The sequence below is a fragment of the Pedobacter terrae genome (assembly GCF_036946585.1).
Taxonomy (GTDB): domain Bacteria; phylum Bacteroidota; class Bacteroidia; order Sphingobacteriales; family Sphingobacteriaceae; genus Pedobacter; species Pedobacter terrae_C.
Genome location: NZ_JAQIIV010000009.1, coordinates 133,924 through 153,256, shown reverse-complemented (window position 1 = coordinate 153,256; position 19,333 = coordinate 133,924). Strand labels below are relative to the sequence as shown.

The following is a 19,333-nucleotide window of genomic DNA, read 5'->3' as shown; positions in this document are numbered from 1 at the left end:
ATATGGATAAGAAAGTATTAGTTATTGACGACGATAAAGAACTTTTATGGCTTTTCGAGACGATTCTGAACCAGGAGCAAATTCAGACCGTTACTTATCAATCCGGAATTCCATTAGCAGAAATTATTGCTGCAGCACCCGATCTGGTCTTACTCGATGTGAACATTATCGGTTATGCAAAAAGCGGGGTTGATATTTGTACAGAAATCAAAGCCAATAAGCACCTCTTCGATAAACCGGTTTTATTGGTATCGGCAGAATCGGATTTAAATGCACTGGCCCGGCGCTGTGGTGCTGATGATTTTATTGCAAAACCTTTTAATATCGATTATCTGATGCATAAAGTAAAGAAACTGCTAACTTAGGGCAATTATAAAATACTATGTCCGAACAAACCAATCCACCAAATGCCTGGGAAAGGATCAATCTCGGTTCTGAAAGGTTAAAGCTGTTTTTCATCAAGCATCTCGACCGTATTTATGCCGCTAAAATACATTTAACCCATAAATTACCCCTGCTGGCCGAAGAGGCCCGTTTTAAAGATCTTCGCAATGCCATTTTCGATACCGTTGGAAATGTGGAGAAGCAGATTGCCCGCTTACAACTTATTTATACCCTGTTAGACAGTGATCCATCAAAAGGCAGTATTCATGGCCTCTCCGGATTAATTGATGATGCTTTCGAAGCCATTAACGAACAAAAGGGAGAAGCAGAACTTCAGGACCTTTCCATTATATTCTACCTCCAGAACATAGAAAGTGTAGAAATGGCCTCTTTTCAGATTTTGCAGATGGCGGCAATCAGGCTCCATAATCCGCATATCAATAAACTACTGAAAGAAAACTATGAAGAGGCAAAGTCTGACAGGACATTGCTCTTATTAATTTCTTCGAAATACATCGTGAGCTAAGCCAAAGTTTACGCTTGGATACACGTTGCCTTGGGTAGATTACTACAATATTTTGGAGATGATAACAAGCATTATAGCGATAGCTTTACCCGAAAGTAGACGACTGGAATTGAAGGGTTCATTTTTTTGAAATTTTCAAAAACCAAATGCTTAAGATTTCGTTTCTAGGGCATGGAAACTTTTAAAAAGCTACTTTCAATCATTTTACATGTATTTTTCATTTGTTTATTCATCAGCGCCATCCTTGGCATGACCTTAGCTAAGCTGTCTTAATTTTCCATCTGATTTTAGAAACCGTTGATTAATACCTGGTTTATTTTTATGGAAAGTTTAGATTCATTTGAAAAGTTAACGGCGATATTACTTGCCACCATCTTTTTACTTAGTTTAGTTATTAGCACAGCCATTTATTTACTATTATAAGTTTTGGCTTTTTAGCTACGTTATTCAACTGTGCTTTATATGATGTTTCTATCCAAAACGTCAGTTGAAGCGTTAAAGGTTTAAATCAGGCTGAACAAGTACAAAGGCGCTATCAGATTCATTTTAGGCTATCGAATTCAATAAACTCATATTCCGGTGAACTCTCCAATAATTGTCGGAGGATAGAACCATGTCCGTTCCCGAAGATTACCAGAATCCGGTCTTTTGGACTTTCGGTGATCTCTTGAAGGTTTCTAAAGATCCGCAGGTTCCGGCTATACCAGTTTATGGCAAGGGCATCTGCCCCTCTTTTATGATCCAACTTAAAATCACCAACCAGGTAAGCACCATGCCCAAGTTGGTGATAGCGCTTCGAGTTTGTATATTTAAAGTAGGCTAACAGGGAGGTGCCAGCGCGTAAACTGTCTTCAGCTTTATACCAATGCTCATACATTTTGGAGTAAGGGTCTTCACTTTTATAGTCATAATCCTTGAACAAAGCCTTAAAATATTCAGGGTCAATTTTGCTCAATTTAGAAACCATTGAATGATCATCAATCGAATAAATGGTATCAAGCTTCAGTTCAGTCGCAATCCGCATACCAAGCTGATAGCGTTCATCCCGTTCCGTTCGATAGGCTCCTTTTTTGTATGCGTTTAATTTCTGTGTCGCTTTCCATTCAGGAAAAGCCTCAATAGCAATTTTCGTAGGTCTAAATTTCTTGATATAGTTTACTAAATCAGTAAGTTCTTTTTGCCTGGATGGTAAAAGAACATCAACTTTAGCATCGTTTGATGTTACATGCGCATCTAATCCGGGATAGTGAAAATGAAAAGATCCAACAAATAACACTTTTGTGCTTTCCTGGGGGAAATATGATTTCGTAGAAGATACAGTTTTGTTTTTCTGTGCAAAAACGGTTAAACTACAAATTAGCGTTAGCATGACCAAGGCTGCTAACCTGCCAAAAAATGTTTTCTTCATTTATTGTGATGGTTTTTACCTATAAGACAGCGATAAGTTGTGAATGTTGCACACATAAACATGCTTATGGGTAACTTAGGGAAAGTTGATGATTAATATCCGGTTTTATGCGGAATCTTCGTTTTACCTTTCTAAAAAGGCTAAGGTATTTCTGCTATTGATAGGGGAGATGGGAGATTAATTTTTCACCTTAATAGTTAATGTAAATCAATTGATTCTTTTTAGAAAAGTTTCACGGTAGGTGAGTCCGATGGTAAGTGCTATGCCATTTACCACTACCAGGTTACCTTCAATGTATTGGATCAGATCGATATTGACGATGGTTGACCGGTGTATCCTGATAAATTTATTAGGTGTGAGCAAAGCTTCTATTTTGCTCATAGTCATGTAAGTGATATAAGTCTTTTCGGTCAGGTGTATTTTTAAATAATCGCCCATGCCCTCGATATACACAATAGCCGAAAAATCGACTTTTACCAAACGGCGGTCTACCTTTAAAAATATACTGGAGGCTTCTTTCGGGTTTTCTTCCATATCCTTTAGGTCATTTGGTTTTATAATTTTAGCTGCTGCTTTCAGGAAACGATCAAATGTTACTGGCTTTACCAGGTAATCGGTTGCCGCTATTTCGAAAGCATCAACGGCAAATGCAGTATGTGCCGAAATAAATATGATTTTAGGATGTTGCTTCAGCGATTTTACAAAGTTTATTCCGTTAATTCCCGGCATTTCGATATCAAGAAACATCACATCTACCTGCTGGCTGTGTAAGATTGTAAATGCCTCGGCGGCAGATTCATAATTGCCTGCAAGGTGTAATTCAGGCAGTTCGTTGATGTAGGACGCGATAAGCTGTCTGGCCAGAGGCTCGTCGTCAACTATTATACAGTTTATCATATTAAGTTGATCACTAAAGTTACCGTAAAGCTATTTTCCTCTTCAAAAATGGTCAACTCATGCTGGTCAGGATAAAGCAGGTTAAGCCGTTTTCTTACATTCTTCAGGCCTATACCTCCTGATTCATTAGCTATTCCGATAGATGGAGGCAGCACATTTGAGGTTTGGAAGATGAGTTCCTGCTCATCAACAGACAATACGATTTTAATCCACTTATCTGTTATATTTTGATGCAGCACATGTTTAAATGTATTTTCAATTAGCGGCATGAACAGCAGTGGCTCGATCATCACGTGCGAAAAATTCCCCTGTGTGGAAAATTCAATCAAATCTGATGGGGTGTGCCTAAAACTTTCTAATTGAATATAACTGTTTATGAAATCTACCTCTTTTTCTAAAGAAACTTTGTCTTGGTTGCTTTCATAAAGTACATACCTCATAATGGAGGAAAGGTTTTTGATCATCTTTGGCGTTTCAGGCGATTTTTGAACACTTAACGCATACATATTGTTCAGCGTATTGAAGAAGAAATGGGGCTGGATCTGCAATTTTAACTGGTTAAGTTCCAATTTAAGTTTTTCTGTTTCTACATTGATTAAATTTTCCTGGTTTTTGAAGAGCAGTTTAACTAGATAAAGTGAGGTTGCCGCTAATAGCACCAGTCCTGTATAACCCAACGACTGGTTGAAATAGCCCTTAGTAAAGTCGTCCGGATGTGCCGACATCAGGTTGAGCCTGTATTTTTCAGGTATGATGGGCAGATGGATGAGCATGATACAGCTTAGCCGAGAACTCAATTCATATAGCACTAGATAAACCGGAAATAATAAAGAAGCCAGAACATATTTTCCTTTACCAATGGTGTAGGGCAAATAGACGCGATAAAAGAGCACGATAACAGGCAATCCCAAAATATTGAGCAATACCAGGCTTAAGGTAAATGATAGGTGGTTGAAAATCTGGAGACCAACCGCAAAAGGACTGACGATGCCAATAAAGGCAAGATAGATCATTTCTGCAAGCAGGCCCTTTTGTTTATAGGTTAGTGTTGAGAATGAAAATTGCATGGCTGAATGTAAGCAGTTTATTAATATGAAGTAAAGTTTTTAGATGAAAGCTGATTTTTTCTCGTTGAAATTGCCTGACTGACGTTCGTCGGGAAAAAAACTCAGCTCAACTAACTTATTTTTCGCATCAAATACTGTCTGCCATCTTTGGGCATGAAAAAATATTTTATCCTATTGGTATTGGCAACTTTTGGAATCAAGCTGGCGGTTGCTCAAAATAAATATAAAACGGCTCAACTGGCTGCATTAGCGAAAACCTGGGGACACCTCAAATATTATCATCCGGAGATTGCCGTTGGTAGGCACAACTGGGATAGTGTGTTGATTAGCGCTATTCAAAATATTTTGGTTTCAAAAAAAAGTAGTCAGGTAAAGGCGGAGCTAGGCCAGTTGTTTAAGATCGCCGGACAAAATACGGCTCCTGAACGCATCGCCCAAAACGAGCTTCCTATATCGCTTAAAAATTATGATCATTCCTGGATCAGGCAGAGTAAAATCCTTTCTTTAGCACAAAAGCAGTTGCTGATGTTTAATACAAAACATCCTTACAATGGCTTAAATTTTTATGCACAGGCAAATCCGGAGAATGATAGCACGGTATTTACACCAAACGAAAAACCTTATAAAGAAATGTTGTATCCGGATGTTCGCTACCGTTTGCTTTCATTGTTTAGGTTTTGGAATGTAATTAATTATTATTATCCCTACAAATACGCTATAGGTAAATCATGGAACGCTGTTTTAAAAGAGATGATTCCTGTAATGATAGATGCCACCGATACCCTTTCTTATCATAAAGCACTCGCTAAAATGTCGGCTTCCATTAATGATTCGCATGGAGGTTTATGGCCTGCGGTTTTTACATCATTTACCGGAAAATATTCCCCGCCCTTTAATTTTACGCTGATAAATGAAAAAGCAGTGGTGACCAAAATTATTGATAGCCTAGTATGCAAGAACGCAAATATCCGGGTTGGCAGTGTAATTTCATCCATTGATCACGTATCCATTAAACGCAGGATCAAAGCAAATGTAGATTATGTACCTGCATCCAACTACGGGGGTAAACTTAAAACCCTGCTCTCCTTTATTTTGAACAGTCATGTTCCGCGAGCCTTATATGCTTTTCGTAACCCTGACGGAAGGAAGGTAGTGGCAAGCATTCAACAGATTGAAAGAAACTTTCTCAAAGAATATACTGATTTTATGAATATGAAAAGCCCGATAATTGCTAAAGTGATGAATGGGAATATTGGCTACATTTACTTTAGTAATATTAACGGAAAAAATTTAGACAGCGCAATGAATGCTTTACGCAATACGAGGTCGATTATTTTTGATATGCGCAATTATCCAACAAATGGATATGGAATTTATTACTTACCCGATTATTTTTTAATTCAACCGCAAATCTATGCCCGGAACACCTATCCTGATTTTACTTTTCCGGGTATGTTTAAATATAAAATTGCTAACGATGATACTGATGTCTCAAGGGTAGGGAAAAATAATCCCAAACCTTATCGGGGTAAAATCATTTTATTGGTAGACCACAGAACCCAGAGTGCAGCTGAATGGGCATGTATGACATTGATGACCGCACCCGATGTAACCGTTATTGGAAACCAAACGGCTGGAGCAGATGGAAATGTTACCCGCACCATATTGCCAGGAAATTATAAAATCAACTTTTCTGGATTGGGCATTTATTTTCCAGATGGAGCCGAAACGCAAAGAAGCGGAATTCCAATTGATATTGAGGTGAAGTGTAAGCTGAAAGATATCGTAAATAACCATGATCCGATATTTGACCGCGCAATAAGATTTTTGAATCAAAGAGCAAAACCATAAATGATTTTCTATACGGATTATTTGAACCTTAATCCGCAATGATCGCAATATGATGGCCAATGTGTTTTGTTTAATACCCATCAGAAAATGCTTCACTGATCAATTTAAGCAAGTCGCTGCGGTTTGATTTTTTAAAAATCACATCGTTACACTTATTGAAAAGAGTGAACTCCTTTAAGTTATAAACAAGTTTATCCAGCGTAATTTCATCAATTTCAATGGGTTCAAAATGGAGGTTATGGACGATTAATGTTTTCTTTTTACGGTCTGCTTTAGCATCCATTCTGGCAATAAATCTTTCTCCAGCTAGAATTGGTAAAGAGAAATAACCAAATTTTCGTTTTGGAGCGGGTACAAAACATTCAATCTGATAATCGAAGTCGAAAAATTCTTTTAAACGGGACCGAAAAACATTCAGGATATCAAAGGGCGACAGAATAAAAACTTCGTCTTCAATATTCGCATTAATACTGGTATCAGCAAGTATGTACAATGGTCCTTTAACGCCATCTATAATCACTGTTTTAATTTCTCCCGTTTGAAGCATCTTTTCCAATTCTTTTTTAACCAGATTCCCCTTTACACGGCGGGCACGCCAGGCCATTTCCTTTACAGATGAGATGCCCAAAGTGCCAAGGGTGCGTTTAATCACATAACGTGCATAATCTTCATCGGTAGGCATGGTTTGGTCGGTATCTGTTGGCACAACGTCTAATGGCAGGTGGTAAACTTTTTGGAAAGCGCTGTTTCGGTTAATCATCAATTTGCCTTCCAGGTAAAGTCTTTCTAATGCAACCTTTGCCGGTCGCCAATCCCACCAGCCTGAACTGGCTTCTACGCGGTCGTTTTCAAAGTCGCCAACCATCACCGCTCCATCTCGCTCCACCTGATCTAAAATCTGCTTCATTAAATCCGATTGTGCTTTTGTTAAGGGGCTACCTTGCGTTGCAAAAGCCTTTTTTACCGGAAGTAAAAAGCGGAAATCGTGCATGGGCAGAAATCCTGCATCAGAGGTAAAGTATTCGAAAACATCACCATCATCACAAAGGGCTGCAAGCCATTCTGTTTGGTAATCAGGAACCCGTGAAAATATAGCATGATGGTGAGCTCGTTCTACCACATAATTGGTATCTAACTGTACATAGCCCAAATGATCAATTACTTTATAAACTGCTTCAATTCCGGTTCCAAACAGTCCTTTTTTTGATAGTCCTGCCGCGTGTAAAATAATCTTTCGTGCCTGCGATCTGTTGAGTTCAATAGCTTCCATGATACTAAGATATTGATCATTTATCAGGCATCAAATATTGGCTTATCCCTTTTTCTGTTTGGATAAGCCTGCTATGGCCATTTGGCCAGGCATCCGCCATTTAAGTTCCGAAATCAGCGTGGCTGTAAAAATCAGTCCGCCGCCGATCAATAAACGGGAGGTAATGGCTTCACCCAACATGAAATGCGCAGCAAAAGCACCGAAAACCGGTTCGAAAAGATAAATGATTGATACCCTTTCGGCGCTAATGTACTTTTGAGCGATATTCGATATGGTATACATATATGCGGTAGAAAATAATGCACAGAAAATAATACCGAACCAAAAGGTTTGCGTTTCAGGAATCCAGACGGTGTCTTTTTGAAAGGAGGCCAATAAAAAGGTAAGCATGGCGCAGGTGGCGAACATGGGGACAATAGTGGGCACGATATCACCTTCTTTAGATTTCTTTTCAACCTGAATTAAATATATGGCGAAACAAAAAGCACCTATAATGGTATATAAATCGCCGATACCAATACTCAATTTTTCAGTTACTGATATGACGAAAAGGCCAATAAGCGCTATGCAGCCGGCAATCCATATTTTCAGCGGTGCAGCTTTTCGGTAAATCATTAGTTTAATTACGGGAATGATCACTACGGTTATCCCGGCTACAAAGGAGCATTGTGATGCTGAAGTATGTGTAATGCCCAATGTTTGCAGGTAAATGCCCAGTACAAGCGAAACTGCCAGGCTGGCACCGGTTTTTATAGTAGTTGCGTTAAGTTTTTTTACATGTTTCCAGAAAATTACCGATAAAACCATGGTAGCCAGGAGGAAACGATAGCATAAAAACAACAGTGGCTGACCATGGCCAATGGCCAGTTTGGTAACCGAAAAAGAAATGCCCCAGAAAGCGGTACCCAAAATCAGTAAAATCAGAAAAAGTGTTCTTTTTTCCATTATAATGTCTTTAATTCGTTTGTATGAGCCAATTCTTTTTTCATTAACAGATCGGTTTGTTTATCGTTGCCGAGCCAGAACGCGTGCTTACCAAAAGCTTTAAAACCGTTTTTATCATAAAACCTTAATGCCCGGTGGTTTTCTTCCCATACCCCAAGCCATATGCAGGCAGCCTGTTGTTCATAAGCAATATCAATGGCTTTTTGATAGAGGGCTTGTGCAACTTTTTTACCATGGAATGCCTTTAAAACGTAAATCCGTTCAATTTCGATTGCGTTATCTATTTTTTCGTTTTGTGCCTGGCCAAAATTGATTTTTAAATAGGCCACCACACTGCCATCTACCCTTGCAAAATAAAACTGCGAATCCTTATTATTCAGCTCCGTTTTTAATTTCTTCTCCGAGAAACTTTTTTCTAGGTAATCTTTCATATCATCTTCCGTGTTCACATCGGCAAAAGCTTCATAAAACGTACTTCTCCCAATTTCCTGAAGTTTTTGGATGTCGTTTGTGGTTACCTTTTCAATACTGATCTTCATGGCACGAATGTAATGAGTTGTTAAATGATTTAAAATGTTATTATTTCATTTATTAATGCATATTTTGCATTAATGGATCTCCAACGAATCAAATATTTTTTAGCCTTATCAGAGCAGCTTCATTATTGGAAAACCGCAGAGAAGGTAAGCATTACGCAGTCGGCACTTAGCCGCCAGATTCAGTCGCTCGAAAATGAACTGGGCTTGCAGCTTTTTGAGCGTAACAAGCGTAATGTGAAACTTACCCCGGCAGGTAAATTCCTGAAAGAAAAGTGGGAAGTCGAATTAAATGAACTGGAATATATCCATCAATTTGCTAAACAGCTCCATTTAGGTGAACGTGGAACCATTACTATTGCGCATCCAGATTCCATATCCGCTTCGCTCATGCCCGATATGCTGGCTAAGATTACGCAGGCACTTCCCCAGCTCCAGATCAAGTTGGTGCAGGTTTTATTTGAGAATCAACTGGATTTTCTGAAAAACTATAAAATTGACCTGGCCATCACAAGAGATATCACCAGCGAACCTGGGATCAGGGCAAAAAAAATGTATTCCGATCACCTTGCCTTGGTGGTTCCAATAGAACATCCCTTTAAAGTGTTCGAAGACCTATCCACCGAAAGCCTGAAAAAACAAAAATTTATACTGCCGACTAAAGATGAGGGAAGTAGTTATAGCGAGATTATACAGGCATTATTCAAATTCTACGATTTTGTTCCGGATGTATTTTTACACTCTGAATTTGGTTCTACCATTATCGCATTGGTGAGGAAGGGCCTAGGCATAGCCATTTTACCCGACTCTTATATGCACCATCAAAGTCCTGGTTTGCGCTTTATCCCGCTACCATTTCAAACAGACTTATGGATCAACTGGCGGGCTGAAGATCACAATCCGGTACTTGCGAATATTTTGAAGCTTGTATTTGAGGAATAGAAACTTAATCAAAAAAATATTTTAGTGCAGTATATAATTTACATTTTATAGGCAAAAAAAGCATTCAGTTTAGATAACTTTGTTTTTTAATGAAAAATCGGGAATCGATTTAATTTATTTTAAACCAAATAACTAAAATGCCTTTAATTATTCTTAACATTATTTTCTGTATTTCCTTTTTGGGCTTTGCTTATGTAAACCTTAATGATAACGATGCTTTTTTATGGGTATCTATTTATTTAAGTGCTGCAATATGCTGCGGATTAGCGGCGGCTGGTAAATATTATCCTTTTGCTTACTTGTTTTTAATTGCTTTTTATTTAATTTATGCGGTTATCCTGTTCTTTGCAAAAGATGGCGTGCGCGACTGGATCACCAAGTACAGGCGCGAGAGCCTGGTGCAGAGTATGCAGGCTACCAAACCTTATATCGAGCAAACACGTGAATTTTTCGGCCTGTTGATTATTGCAGGTGCACTGTTGATCAACTATTTTTTTTCTGCAGGTATTACTGCATAAGTGCCTTTCGATATTTTATTTATGAAAGATGATCATATGAAGGCGGTGGAAGAAATACTAGGGGCTATTGTTAAAAACAATATCAGTTTAGAAGCTGAAAAGTGGCTTGAAGATTTTAAGTCAGCAACAGGCCAATCGACACAATTTGCCAAGGTATTCGTCATGTTGCCGCGTAAAACCGGTAAATTACCAGTTGCCATTAACCAAGATCAGCAAGAATTACTTAATGCCGCAGGTTTTGGCTACATTGGTAATTGGACCACTGATCGGCTAACCCGGGTATGGTTATTGGCAGGTTTGAACCTGAACGATAAAGAACTTTTATTTTCGACTATCAACCGGTTATTTTTGGCGGCAGAGGTGAACGAAGCTGTAGCTTTATACTCAGCGCTCCCGTTTTTGCCTCATCCCGAAATTTGGGTAAAGCGCTGTGCCGAAGGGATCAGGAGCAATATTGGTTCTGTACTCGAAGCCATTATGGAAAATAATCCTTATCCGGCAACCAACCTGGACGAAGCCGCATGGAACCAGCTGGTGTTAAAAGCTTTTTTTACAGAGAAAAATATCAACCTGATTGTAGGTTTGGATTTACGTGCCAATTTAAAGCTTGCTTTAACGCTGGTAGATTATGCTCAGGAACGCTGGGCTGCCGGTAGGGAAGTACATCCCCAGCTGTGGCGCCTGGTGGGTAAATTTATCAATGCAGAAATTTTCGAAACCCTTAGAATCGGCTTGGGACATTACAACCAGGCGGAACAACGCGCCATTGCCTTAGCGGTTTCGCAGTCTGATTACCAGCCTGCCAAAGATTATGTCAATACCTTTCCGGAACTGAAATTGGCCCTGGCTAATGGAAGCTTAAACTGGAATTCATTTTAACTTATAAAAATCTAAGATCAAGATATGTGTTGTAGCAGTTCAATAGAAAGAGATAAAGCCATGATGGGAGCCCCTGAAGCTTTCGACATCAGTGCGGTAAAAGGAATGAAGTTTTTCGACCCGCATGTGCACATGACTTCGAGAACAACAGACGATTACCAGGCCATGGCCGATGCAGGTGTGGTTGCTTTAATAGAACCCGCATTTTGGCTGGGGCAGCCCCGCACCGGGTTGGATAGTTTTAGGGATTATTACAGCAGCCTGATTGGTTGGGAGCGTTTCCGTTCTTCTCAATTTGGCATTAAACATTATTGCACCATTGGTCTTAACTCAAGAGAGGCCAATAACGAAAGCCTGGCCGAACAGGTGATGGAAATCCTGCCTTTGTTTATTTATAAGGAAGGTGTGGTTGGCATTGGAGAGATCGGCTTCGACGATCAGACCGCTGCGGAAGAAAAATATTACCGTTTGCAGCTGGAGCTTGCTAAAGATGCAGGATTGCCTGTACAGGTACATACACCACACCGCGACAAGAAGAAGGGCACCCAGCGCAGTATGGATATTGCTTTGGAGCATGGCCTTGATCCTTACCGTATTATTATCGATCACAACAATGAAGAAACAGTAAAAGAAGTGCTGGATAGAGGCTTTTGGGCGGCTTTTACCATTTATCCGTTTACCAAAATGGGAAATGAGCGTATGGTAGAAATTGTAAAACAATATGGTGCCGAACGTATTATGGTAAATTCTGCCGCCGATTGGGGCATTAGCGATCCATTGGCGGTGCCTAAAACTGCTGCGCTGATGAAAATGCGTGGTATAAGCGATCAGGATATCAAGTTGGTTACTTACAGTAATGCAATAAAGGCTTTTGCGCAGAGCGGACAACTGGATGAAGCGGATTTTAATGCACAGATAGACCTTACCGAGAAATTTGAAGGCAATACCATTTTACGTGGCGGACAACAGCCCAGAACAGACAAATCTTCTATTATTATAAGTTAAAATATTGAAAAAAATCTTTGTCTATCTGCGCATGATGCGCCCAGCCAATATCGTTACCTCTGTTGCCGATATACTGGCGGGGATTGCCATTTCCGGCGTTTTGAGTACTGGTGCTTCCATTCCATGGTTGTCTATTATATTATTGGCTGCATCAACAGCCTGTTTATATGGTGGAGGTATTGTTTTTAACGACGTTTTTGATGCCGATCTGGATAAAATCGAACGTCCGGAACGGGCCATTCCAAGTGGCATGATCAGTTTGCAGCATGCAACCATATTAGGAAGTATATTGCTTTTTGCGGGAATTGCTTTAGCTACTTTAAATAGTCTTACTTCAGGATTATTTGCATTATTGGTAGCCCTATTTGCTTTACTTTACAACAAGATTGGCAAACACCATTCTTTTTTAGGGCCGTTGAATATGGGTTTATGCCGCGGTTTTAACCTGTTATTGGGTATAAGTATTTTGCCTGAGATGCTATGGAGTCATTATTACCTGGCCATTATCCCCGTCGTTTATATTTTTTCCATTACCATGACCAGCCGTGGTGAAGTTCATGGCGGCCATGCTAAAAACCTGTATCTGGCTGCCTTTCTGTATGCTATAGTGATCGGCGCTATTGCTTATTTTGCTTTTGTAAACGATAGGTTACTATGGTCACTATTGTTTCTGATTCCTTTTACCATTATGATTTTCAGGCCACTTTTAAAAGCCATAAGGGTGCCTATCGGGAAAAATATTGGCGGGGCTGTAAAAGCCGGCGTAATTTCGCTTATTTTGATGGACGCTGCGTGGGCGGTAACGTTCGACGCCTTGGGGCTGGCTTTTATCATAGCAGCTTTATTGCCATTATCCATGTGGCTCTCTAAATTATTCGCAGTTACTTAACCGTCAAACACCTTATCAATTGTTATGGAACATTTACATCAATCCTTTACTGTACAATATCATTATAACGTTTTCTTTACTTCTTCGCTTTTTTTGCCTGGAAACGAGTTGTTGAACAGTTTTTTGGTTAACCTCAATCCGGCTGTCGCCGTTAAGAAAATTTTATTTGTAGTTGATGAAGGCGTAGCCAATGCACACCAAGAACTTACAGCGGAAATTAAAGCCTATTTTTCAAAGCATAATAAAACGCAGCTGGTTCACGATATTCTGGTCATCCCAGGTGGAGAACAGGTGAAAAACAATACAAAATATTTTGATCAGGTACTGGAAGCGATTAATGTTCATGGTATAGACAGGCATTCATTCGTGGCTGCAATTGGTGGCGGGGCGGTGCTTGATATGGTGGGTTACGCGGCTACGGTTGCACACCGCGGCATTAAACACATCAGGATACCGAGTACCGTGCTATCACAGAATGATTCGGGTGTTGGAGTTAAAAACGGGATCAATTATTTTAATAAGAAGAACTTTTTAGGGACCTTTTCACCACCCGTTGCCGTTTTTAACGATGACGTATTTTTAAGCACTTTATCCGATCGCGATTGGCGTTCAGGTATTGCTGAAGCGATTAAAGTAGCGCTGATTAAAGATGCTGAATTTTTTGAATGGCTGGAAGCAAATGCGGCTGCCCTTGCAAATCGCGATACTACAGCCATGAATTACCAGATCTGGAAGTGTGCAAAACTCCATATGGAGCATATTCGCAGTGCCGATCCTTTTGAGAACGGTTCTGCCCGGCCATTGGATTTTGGCCATTGGAGTGCGCATAAATTAGAATACCTCACCAATTTTGAAGTAAGACATGGGGAGGCTGTGGCCATGGGTATTGCTTTAGATACGATATATTCCCATTTATCAGGCAGGATCAGCGCTGATGATGCACAACGGGTGATCAACCTGATTCAGCAACTTGGTTTTGAACTTACACACCCATTATTACAGGTTACAGAAGGAAATAGTCCGATTTTGGAGGGATTGGAGGAATTCCGCGAGCACCTTGGCGGTCAACTCACCATTACTTTACTTACCGGTTTAGGCAGTGGGGAGGAAGTTCATGAAATAGATACCGACATTTTGAAACAGGCTGCAGAAATTTTAAATCAACAGGTGGCTATTACTCAACATTAAGCTATGAAATTAAATTCCGGGCATTTAACTTTCTGTACCAATATTTATGCGGGCGAAGACTGGACGGCACATTTCGACGTGTTAAAATCTAGTTTTCCAATATTAAAGGCACAATTATCGCCAGATGCACCAATGGGTATCGGTTTACGCCTTTCCAACCTGGCGAGCATTGAACTGTTGCAGGAAAATCATCTTGAAGTGTTTAAGCAATGGCTTACACAGGAAGATGGCTATGTTTTTACCATGAACGGATTTCCTTATGGCGGCTTTCACCATACGAGGGTCAAAGATCAGGTACATGCACCTGATTGGACAACGGTAGAACGCGTTGAATATACATTGCGTCTGGCCGAAATCCTTTCAAAACTGCTTCCTGAAGATATGGAAGGTGGCATTTCAACTTCGCCATTGAGTTATAAACCCTGGTTTAATAGTGATGAAGCCAAAAGAGATGCTACAACCAGCGCAACGGTTAATATAATAAAAGTGGCCGAGGGTTTACATCACATTTATAGCCAACGTGGCAAGGTCATCCATTTGGATATCGAACCTGAACCGGATGGTTTTCTTGAATCTGGGACGGAATTTATTGACTGGTATGAAAATGTGCTTTTACCTGCCGGAAATAATGAAAACCTGATCAAAAACCATGTCCGTTTATGTTACGATGTTTGTCATTTCGCCATCGGTTATGAACCACATACAGCCATCATTAATGAATTGCAGGAAAAAGGTATTAAAATTGGCAAAATCCAGATTAGTGCGGCGCTGAAAGCTAAATTACCATCTTCTGATGTAGAAAGAAGTGCGGTATTGGATCAGCTTGGCCGTTTTGATGAACCAACTTATCTCCACCAGGTAATTGCCAGAAAAAGCGATGGGAGTTTAATCCGTTATCCTGACCTAAAAGAAGCATTGGCAGAAAGTGAAAATCCTGGAGTAGAGGAATGGAGAGCGCATTTTCATGTGCCTATTTTTGTGGAAGATATGGGCCTGATTCAATCTACACAATCGGATATTATGGAAGTGTTAAAACTGCAAAAAAGTAATCCGTTCACTACCCATTTAGAAGTAGAAACCTATACCTGGGAAGTTTTACCAATTGCTTTAAAAGCACCCTTAAACAATTCCATTATCAGGGAACTGGCCTGGGTTAAAAATTTATTATAAGTTAAGCATATGCATAAAACCGTTGTTATCGATATTGTAGCCTTATCTAATGCTGTGATAGGAAAATATACACCTTTTCTTCAGAAGTATATAGCTGAGCACCATCTCACCACTATTGAACCTTTATTGCCTGCAGTTACTACAGCTGTGCAATCAAGCTATCTGACGGGCAAATTCCCTTCAGAAAATGGTATTGTGGGTAACGGCTGGTACGACCATGAAGATGCGGAGATCAAATTCTGGAAACAATCTAACAAACTGGTTGATGCTGACAAAATATGGGATCAGGCTAAAAAAGAAGATCCTGATTTTACCTGTGCCAATATGTTCTGGTGGTATAATATGTATTCAACAGCCGATTTTTCGGTAACGCCTCGGCCTAATTACCTTGCTGATGGCCGTAAATTGCCCGATTGTTACTCACAACCGGCTGAACTTCGCGACCATTTGCAGGCTAAGCTTGGGCAGTTCCCTTTGTTTCAGTTTTGGGGACCTGGTGCAAATATTAAATCAACAAGATGGATTGCCGATGCCTCGATGGAAACCGAAAAGCTTCACAATCCGACGCTTACCTTAATTTATTTACCCCATTTAGATTACTGTTTGCAAAAGTTTGGTCCTGAGCTCGATAAAATTAGTGCTGAGCTAAGTGAAATTGATCAGGTGGTGGAAGAACTCGTGCATTTTTATGAAAGTAGGGGAGCGCGCATTATTTTACTTTCCGAATATGGTATTGCACCAGTAAATCAGCCAATTCATTTGAACCGTTTGTTCAGAGAGAACGGCCTGATCCAGATCCGCGAAGAAAGAGGATTAGAGTTGCTTGACGCGGGTGCTTCGAAAGCCTTTGTAGTGGCCGATCACCAGGTTGCGCATGTTTATATCAATGATAAAAGTGTAACGGAACAGGTTAAAGCATTGTTAAAAAATGTACCTGGTATTGATTTGATACTTGATAAAGCAGCACAGGAACAATACCATATTAACCATAAACGTTCGGGTGATCTGGTACTGGATGCAAAAGAAAACAGCTGGTTTACCTATTACTTCTGGTTAGATGATGCTAAGGCACCAGATTACGCCAGGGTGGTGGATATCCATAAAAAACCCGGATACGATCCGGTAGAAATGTTTATGACCTCAAAACTGAGGGCTGGGTATAAACTTTTGAGGAAAAAAGCAGGATTCCGTTATGTGATGGATGTGATTCCACTTGATGCTACTCTGGTTAAAGGATCGCATGGCGGCATTAATATAGCCGACCAATATAAGCCTGTTCTGGTTACTTCAAAAGCAATTGATAAAAAATTGCAGGCGCCAGATGTTTATCAGGTAATTTGGGATAGTTTAACTGTTTAACAAAATTTTTGTTCTGCAGACTTGAAAGCCTAAGTTCGGTTAATTTTGAATCATAGTGAGTATTTAAACCCGCTTTATCTCTCGAGATCGTATGCTGAATTTATTTTACAAGTAGATATGATGTTTTCAATTGCCTTGTACCTACTTCGTGGTCAGCATTATTTCTGCTGCCAAGACCCTGAAATGAATTACCTTTGGTGAGCTCGCAAAGGCTCGGTTCAGGGTGGTGAAAATAGGAGTAATATTCTTAAAGAATAGATATAGAAGCCACATTAAATCGCAAAGTGGCCGAATTAGAGAAAAAGTTTTTCTTTCAGGTTTAGTGAAATTACTTTCAATAACTACCGCAAAGGAATTATCATTTTCTTAAAAACCTATACCCACAACCCTCAATACAGGGTGGGTTAAGTTCCAGCGATTTTGCCGAAACCTTATAATGGTAAACTATCGGCATTTGATAGTTGCTACTGTACACGTCCATTCTTACACTATCCAAAATTTTAAATGAAAGTAAATTTGGCATAGCATCTCCTTGAAATTTCCCAGCCTGATTGCCTGATTTTTCTACCTGAAGATATTTGGCTTCGCCGGTAACTTTTGTGTACTTACCCTGTCCATTACCAATATCAAAAAACGTTTCGGTCAGTTTCCATTTGCCGTAAACTTCACCAGGTCCGTCATTAGTATGATCTGATTTTTTGCAGGATACATTATATTGATGGTTACAATTGCTAAAAGAAGTAATATTTTTTTCATAAATCTTTAATTTACAGCTTATACGAAGATGGATGTACAAACGCTACTAAAGACCTGGATTTAATTGTTTGTTTTTGAATACTTATTAAAAAAAGATACGGACGTCAATCTCGCGTTACCTTATCAGCATAGAATGGTATTTATCTATATAATGAGGGTGAAGCGGAAGTTTTATGATTATTATAAAGAATAGCAAAGGACAAAAAGACTTTATATTGGCTATTCGACTGGATTTATTGTTTTATTCCAATCCAGCACTAAAATCTACTCCAAAGTCAAAATCAAGAAGTACTGTTGGATGAACTTTTAAACCGATAGCTAGTCTCATGATGGTAATAAAATTTGGGCTGGTTTCTCCGTTTTCATATTTGATGATATCTCCGGTGTTAACCCCGCTTCTTTTATAAAATTCGCGATAAGAAAGTTCCTGTTTTTCTTTTAAGGATTTTAAATGGTCGCCAAAGCTTTTCAGAATCTTTTTTTCTTTCTCACTGATCATTTCATTGCTGATAAAAATACAATTGGCAATGTCATTTATATTTTATTTAAAAACGTCATGCAATTACTTGACATTTGTCTTTTTATTGTTTACATTTACGTAACGAAAAAATAAAAACCAATAAAAAGGTAAAATTAAGAGTCTTGCAACCTCAAATCTCACGCCGTTGAAGCAAGACAGCAGATTTTACCCCATTTCTTATAGCGGAATTGCTATCTTTAGCTTTCCAAAATAAGAGTGGGCTTCTGCTGTAATTCCATTTCAACGTAAGGCGTGAGAACCAATATGAGGTTATGGTTTGGGAAGCCCACTTTTCTTCTCTCCGGCAAGACTCATAACATATGGTTATGGGCAAGCAAAAAATCGATAGGATAAACGAGCAGATACTTCCAAAAGTAAGTGTTTTCCAATACGCTATTTTATTTACTCGCCTTTTTCAAATATTTCTATACCAGTCTCTGTTAAGTTGTCCATTCGATAGGCTGTATGCCTTGAAACCTAAAAATCCCGAATGATTTTTTGATAAGGCAGGCTAGCCTTAAAGGTTAATGAAAATTTAGGTTTTTTAATGATGATGGCCTGCCTTATTCCTCTTTGCAGAGATTATTTGATGTGCTGATAAAACTGGGTTTTAATAGCATCTCTTATAAACAATAAGTGGTTTATGCTGCAATGGGATTGTTATGTCTAAATTTTCGCTTAATCCTTGCTCTTTCCTATTAAACCGAATTTTTAAAGTTCAAATTAACGGGTCACACCAATCAAATAATGAAGTTCAACAACGCTTATTTGCCGCTTTTTTTCTTTTGCTGGGCTTTGTTGTACAGCCCATTGGCGATATGGTATGCTTTTGAACAAAATGAAAATTCAAACACTGTTGGTTCGAAGGTTACGCATCACAAGCGTGATAATGCATCGGATTTTGAGTGTTCCACTTTCACTTATAAATCATATAGGTTTAAGATGGGATATCATCATAAAGGTTGCACTTTTAGAGATAGAGACATTCCATTTGTTTTTTATAAAGCTGATCAATGCGAAGTGCTTAGGGAAAATTAGGTGGTTTTGGCTTCATTGCTGCGTGCGATAAAGCCTACACCAAACAAAATTGTGGTCCTGCTTTTATTGTTTTACAACAATTGGTTCTTGACAATGGAACCTAATGGCAGGACTTTCTTATTTACATTTCAACTAACCAATACAAAACTATTAGCAACGATTTCGGTATAGCATTTTTATCCTTA

19 protein-coding genes are annotated in these 19,333 nt (G+C 39.3%); 11 read left to right on the top strand and 8 right to left on the bottom strand.

Annotation, left to right across the window (positions count from 1 at the left end):
- The first annotated feature begins 2 nt into the window (after positions 1 to 2).
- On the top strand, positions 3 to 365 hold the full coding sequence (locus PGN18_RS13930) for a response regulator (RefSeq protein WP_335320136.1): 363 nt from the start codon (positions 3 to 5) through the stop codon (positions 363 to 365).
- A gap of 17 nt (positions 366 to 382) precedes the next feature.
- A complete protein-coding gene (locus PGN18_RS13925) occupies positions 383 to 910 on the top strand; it encodes a DUF892 family protein (protein WP_335320135.1) in 528 nt (175 codons plus the stop codon).
- A gap of 541 nt (positions 911 to 1,451) precedes the next feature.
- Here the strand turns inward: PGN18_RS13925 and PGN18_RS13920 are convergent.
- The 3 genes from PGN18_RS13920 to PGN18_RS13910 all read right to left on the bottom strand — a co-directional run bounded on the left by PGN18_RS13920 (position 1,452) and on the right by PGN18_RS13910 (position 4,282).
- Entirely contained in the window at positions 1,452 to 2,318 is an 867-nt protein-coding gene (locus tag PGN18_RS13920; RefSeq protein WP_335320134.1) for a DUF5694 domain-containing protein, read from the bottom strand.
- 207 nt (positions 2,319 to 2,525) lie between these two features.
- On the bottom strand, positions 2,526 to 3,215 hold the full coding sequence (locus PGN18_RS13915; protein ID WP_335320133.1) for a LytR/AlgR family response regulator transcription factor: 690 nt from the start codon (positions 3,213 to 3,215) through the stop codon (positions 2,526 to 2,528).
- Positions 3,212 to 4,282 carry a sensor histidine kinase gene (locus PGN18_RS13910; RefSeq protein WP_335320132.1) on the bottom strand — a complete coding sequence of 357 codons (1,071 nt, stop codon included), beginning with the start codon at positions 4,280 to 4,282 and terminating at the stop codon, positions 3,212 to 3,214. The genes PGN18_RS13915 and PGN18_RS13910 overlap by 4 nt, the downstream gene beginning before the upstream one ends.
- 153 nt (positions 4,283 to 4,435) lie before the next feature.
- Here PGN18_RS13910 and PGN18_RS13905 point away from each other — a divergent pair, with 153 nt between their 5' ends.
- Positions 4,436 to 6,133 (top strand): S41 family peptidase, encoded by a 1,698-nt coding sequence (locus PGN18_RS13905; protein WP_335320131.1) that lies wholly within the window; start codon positions 4,436 to 4,438, stop codon positions 6,131 to 6,133.
- Positions 6,134 to 6,203: 70 nt separating this feature from the next.
- On the opposite strand, the gene PGN18_RS13900 is transcribed toward PGN18_RS13905, so the two are convergent.
- Genes PGN18_RS13900 through PGN18_RS13890 form a run of 3 tightly spaced genes read right to left on the bottom strand, consistent with a single transcriptional unit; the run spans position 6,204 to position 8,887 of the window.
- A complete protein-coding gene (locus tag PGN18_RS13900) occupies positions 6,204 to 7,403 on the bottom strand; it encodes a winged helix-turn-helix domain-containing protein (RefSeq protein WP_335320130.1) in 1,200 nt (399 codons plus the stop codon).
- A 42-nt stretch (positions 7,404 to 7,445) separates the two neighbouring features.
- The gene (locus PGN18_RS13895; protein WP_335320129.1) at positions 7,446 to 8,348 is read right to left on the bottom strand and encodes a DMT family transporter; all 903 of its coding nucleotides are present in this window, start codon (positions 8,346 to 8,348) and stop codon (positions 7,446 to 7,448) included.
- Positions 8,348 to 8,887, bottom strand: a complete 540-nt coding sequence (locus PGN18_RS13890) for a GNAT family N-acetyltransferase (protein WP_335320128.1) — start codon at positions 8,885 to 8,887, stop codon at positions 8,348 to 8,350. Before PGN18_RS13890 ends, PGN18_RS13895 begins: the two co-directional genes overlap by 1 nt.
- Before the next feature lie 72 nt (positions 8,888 to 8,959).
- Here PGN18_RS13890 and PGN18_RS13885 point away from each other — a divergent pair, with 72 nt between their 5' ends.
- The 8 genes from PGN18_RS13885 to PGN18_RS13850 all read left to right on the top strand — a co-directional run bounded on the left by PGN18_RS13885 (position 8,960) and on the right by PGN18_RS13850 (position 16,834).
- Positions 8,960 to 9,826 carry a LysR family transcriptional regulator gene (locus tag PGN18_RS13885; RefSeq protein ID WP_335320127.1) on the top strand — a complete coding sequence of 289 codons (867 nt, stop codon included), beginning with the start codon at positions 8,960 to 8,962 and terminating at the stop codon, positions 9,824 to 9,826.
- 137 nt (positions 9,827 to 9,963) lie between these two features.
- On the top strand, positions 9,964 to 10,344 hold the full coding sequence (locus PGN18_RS13880; RefSeq protein WP_335320126.1) for a transmembrane 220 family protein: 381 nt from the start codon (positions 9,964 to 9,966) through the stop codon (positions 10,342 to 10,344).
- A gap of 21 nt (positions 10,345 to 10,365) precedes the next feature.
- The gene (locus PGN18_RS13875; RefSeq protein ID WP_335320125.1) at positions 10,366 to 11,223 is read left to right on the top strand and encodes an EboA domain-containing protein; all 858 of its coding nucleotides are present in this window, start codon (positions 10,366 to 10,368) and stop codon (positions 11,221 to 11,223) included.
- A gap of 24 nt (positions 11,224 to 11,247) precedes the next feature.
- Positions 11,248 to 12,228, top strand: coding sequence for a TatD family hydrolase (locus tag PGN18_RS13870; protein WP_335320123.1), 981 nt, complete (start codon positions 11,248 to 11,250; stop codon positions 12,226 to 12,228).
- A gap of 4 nt (positions 12,229 to 12,232) precedes the next feature.
- Complete coding sequence (gene eboC, locus PGN18_RS13865; RefSeq protein ID WP_335320122.1) at positions 12,233 to 13,117, top strand: UbiA-like protein EboC; 885 nt, start codon at positions 12,233 to 12,235, stop codon at positions 13,115 to 13,117.
- A 24-nt stretch (positions 13,118 to 13,141) separates the two neighbouring features.
- Positions 13,142 to 14,305 carry a 3-dehydroquinate synthase gene (locus PGN18_RS13860; protein ID WP_335320121.1) on the top strand — a complete coding sequence of 388 codons (1,164 nt, stop codon included), beginning with the start codon at positions 13,142 to 13,144 and terminating at the stop codon, positions 14,303 to 14,305.
- A gap of 3 nt (positions 14,306 to 14,308) precedes the next feature.
- Entirely contained in the window at positions 14,309 to 15,475 is a 1,167-nt protein-coding gene (eboE, locus tag PGN18_RS13855) for a metabolite traffic protein EboE (protein ID WP_335320120.1), read from the top strand.
- Between the two features lie 9 nt (positions 15,476 to 15,484).
- On the top strand, positions 15,485 to 16,834 hold the full coding sequence (locus PGN18_RS13850; RefSeq protein WP_335320119.1) for an alkaline phosphatase family protein: 1,350 nt from the start codon (positions 15,485 to 15,487) through the stop codon (positions 16,832 to 16,834).
- Between the two features lie 358 nt (positions 16,835 to 17,192).
- Here the strand turns inward: PGN18_RS13850 and PGN18_RS13845 are convergent, their stop codons facing one another.
- Positions 17,193 to 17,630, bottom strand: coding sequence for a hypothetical protein (locus PGN18_RS13845; protein WP_335320117.1), 438 nt, complete (start codon positions 17,628 to 17,630; stop codon positions 17,193 to 17,195).
- A 201-nt stretch (positions 17,631 to 17,831) separates the two neighbouring features.
- Positions 17,832 to 18,089 (bottom strand): helix-turn-helix domain-containing protein, encoded by a 258-nt coding sequence (locus PGN18_RS13840; RefSeq protein ID WP_335320116.1) that lies wholly within the window; start codon positions 18,087 to 18,089, stop codon positions 17,832 to 17,834.
- Between the last annotated feature and the right edge of the window lie 1,244 nt (positions 18,090 to 19,333).

Excerpts from the sequence above, each read along its gene's own strand:
- PGN18_RS13930 (WP_335320136.1), top strand. The coding sequence starts at position 3 with ATGGATAAGAAAGTATTAGTTATTGACGACGATAAAGAACTTTTATGG.
- PGN18_RS13925 (WP_335320135.1), top strand. The coding sequence starts at position 383 with ATGTCCGAACAAACCAATCCACCAAATGCCTGGGAAAGGATCAATCTC.
- PGN18_RS13920 (WP_335320134.1), bottom strand. The coding sequence starts at position 2,318 with ATGAAGAAAACATTTTTTGGCAGGTTAGCAGCCTTGGTCATGCTAACG.
- PGN18_RS13915 (WP_335320133.1), bottom strand. The coding sequence starts at position 3,215 with ATGATAAACTGTATAATAGTTGACGACGAGCCTCTGGCCAGACAGCTT.
- PGN18_RS13910 (WP_335320132.1), bottom strand. The coding sequence starts at position 4,282 with ATGCAATTTTCATTCTCAACACTAACCTATAAACAAAAGGGCCTGCTT.
- PGN18_RS13905 (WP_335320131.1), top strand. The coding sequence starts at position 4,436 with ATGAAAAAATATTTTATCCTATTGGTATTGGCAACTTTTGGAATCAAG.
- PGN18_RS13900 (WP_335320130.1), bottom strand. The coding sequence starts at position 7,403 with ATGGAAGCTATTGAACTCAACAGATCGCAGGCACGAAAGATTATTTTA.
- PGN18_RS13895 (WP_335320129.1), bottom strand. The coding sequence starts at position 8,348 with ATGGAAAAAAGAACACTTTTTCTGATTTTACTGATTTTGGGTACCGCT.
- PGN18_RS13890 (WP_335320128.1), bottom strand. The coding sequence starts at position 8,887 with ATGAAGATCAGTATTGAAAAGGTAACCACAAACGACATCCAAAAACTT.
- PGN18_RS13885 (WP_335320127.1), top strand. The coding sequence starts at position 8,960 with ATGGATCTCCAACGAATCAAATATTTTTTAGCCTTATCAGAGCAGCTT.
- PGN18_RS13880 (WP_335320126.1), top strand. The coding sequence starts at position 9,964 with ATGCCTTTAATTATTCTTAACATTATTTTCTGTATTTCCTTTTTGGGC.
- PGN18_RS13875 (WP_335320125.1), top strand. The coding sequence starts at position 10,366 with ATGAAAGATGATCATATGAAGGCGGTGGAAGAAATACTAGGGGCTATT.
- PGN18_RS13870 (WP_335320123.1), top strand. The coding sequence starts at position 11,248 with ATGTGTTGTAGCAGTTCAATAGAAAGAGATAAAGCCATGATGGGAGCC.
- PGN18_RS13860 (WP_335320121.1), top strand. The coding sequence starts at position 13,142 with ATGGAACATTTACATCAATCCTTTACTGTACAATATCATTATAACGTT.
- eboE (WP_335320120.1), top strand. The coding sequence starts at position 14,309 with ATGAAATTAAATTCCGGGCATTTAACTTTCTGTACCAATATTTATGCG.
- PGN18_RS13850 (WP_335320119.1), top strand. The coding sequence starts at position 15,485 with ATGCATAAAACCGTTGTTATCGATATTGTAGCCTTATCTAATGCTGTG.
- PGN18_RS13840 (WP_335320116.1), bottom strand. The coding sequence starts at position 18,089 with ATGATCAGTGAGAAAGAAAAAAAGATTCTGAAAAGCTTTGGCGACCAT.